The sequence below is a fragment of the Serratia sp. CY38905 genome (assembly GCF_052168875.1).
GTDB lineage: Bacteria > Pseudomonadota > Gammaproteobacteria > Enterobacterales > Enterobacteriaceae > Serratia > Serratia sarumanii.
Map to the genome: position 1 here is coordinate 1 of NZ_JBJNLV010000048.1, position 720 is coordinate 720.

1 rRNA gene is annotated in these 720 nt (G+C 53.3%); it reads left to right on the forward strand.

From position 1 onward, the window contains the following. A 23S ribosomal RNA gene (locus ACJ8MK_RS25990) occupies positions 1 to 701 on the forward strand; the annotation flags it as partial. Between the last annotated feature and the right edge of the window lie 19 nt (positions 702 to 720).

Sequence of the window (720 nt, forward strand, 5' to 3'; positions counted from 1 at the left end):
GCCCCGTGATCCGGGGTGAGGACAGTGTCTGGTGGGTAGTTTGACTGGGGCGGTCTCCTCCCAAAGAGTAACGGAGGAGCACGAAGGTTAGCTAATCACGGTCGGACATCGTGAGGTTAGTGCAAAGGCATAAGCTAGCTTGACTGCGAGAGTGACGGCTCGAGCAGGTACGAAAGTAGGTCTTAGTGATCCGGTGGTTCTGAATGGAAGGGCCATCGCTCAACGGATAAAAGGTACTCCGGGGATAACAGGCTGATACCGCCCAAGAGTTCATATCGACGGCGGTGTTTGGCACCTCGATGTCGGCTCATCACATCCTGGGGCTGAAGTAGGTCCCAAGGGTATGGCTGTTCGCCATTTAAAGTGGTACGCGAGCTGGGTTTAGAACGTCGTGAGACAGTTCGGTCCCTATCTGCCGTGGGCGTTGGAAGATTGAGAGGGGTTGCTCCTAGTACGAGAGGACCGGAGTGAACGCACCACTGGTGTTCGGGTTGTCATGCCAATGGCATTGCCCGGTAGCTAAGTGCGGAAAAGATAAGCGCTGAAAGCATCTAAGCGCGAAACTTGCCTCAAGATGAGTCTTCCCTGGGCCTTTAAGGCCCCTGAAGGAACGTTTAAGACTAAGACGTTGATAGGCTGGGTGTGTAAGTGCAGCGATGCATTGAGCTAACCAGTACTAATGATCCGTGAGGCTTAACCTTACAACACCGAAGGTGTTTT